At 50.4% G+C, this 228-nt stretch carries 1 protein-coding gene; it reads right to left on the bottom strand.

Going from position 1 to position 228, the window contains the following annotated elements; genetic code table 11:
- Nucleotides 1-228, bottom strand: a 228-nt coding sequence (locus EOD29_RS36940; protein WP_206520643.1) for a hypothetical protein, incomplete at both ends; no start/stop codon positions are given.

Raw genomic sequence — 228 nt, 5'->3', positions numbered from 1 at the left:
CGAAACACGAGAGACGATTTCGTTTTTCTCAATTCGGCATATCTCCAGTCCGTCACGACTCGAGAAGACACCGCTTAGAAGAACTGGTTCTAACGCATCGTCTTGCGCTGTAACGGACAATACGCTCTCGCCGTTCACCACAATGCTGTTGTTAGTAGCTTCCAGCTCGACGGACGGCCATTTCACCTTAAAGCCTTTGTTTGTGCCGGCGAGTTTGAATCGCGCTTC

This window comes from Mesorhizobium sp. M1A.T.Ca.IN.004.03.1.1, assembly GCF_003997555.1.
In the GTDB taxonomy this organism is placed as follows: domain Bacteria; phylum Pseudomonadota; class Alphaproteobacteria; order Rhizobiales; family Rhizobiaceae; genus Mesorhizobium.
This window is presented reverse-complemented; position numbering and strand designations above follow the sequence as displayed.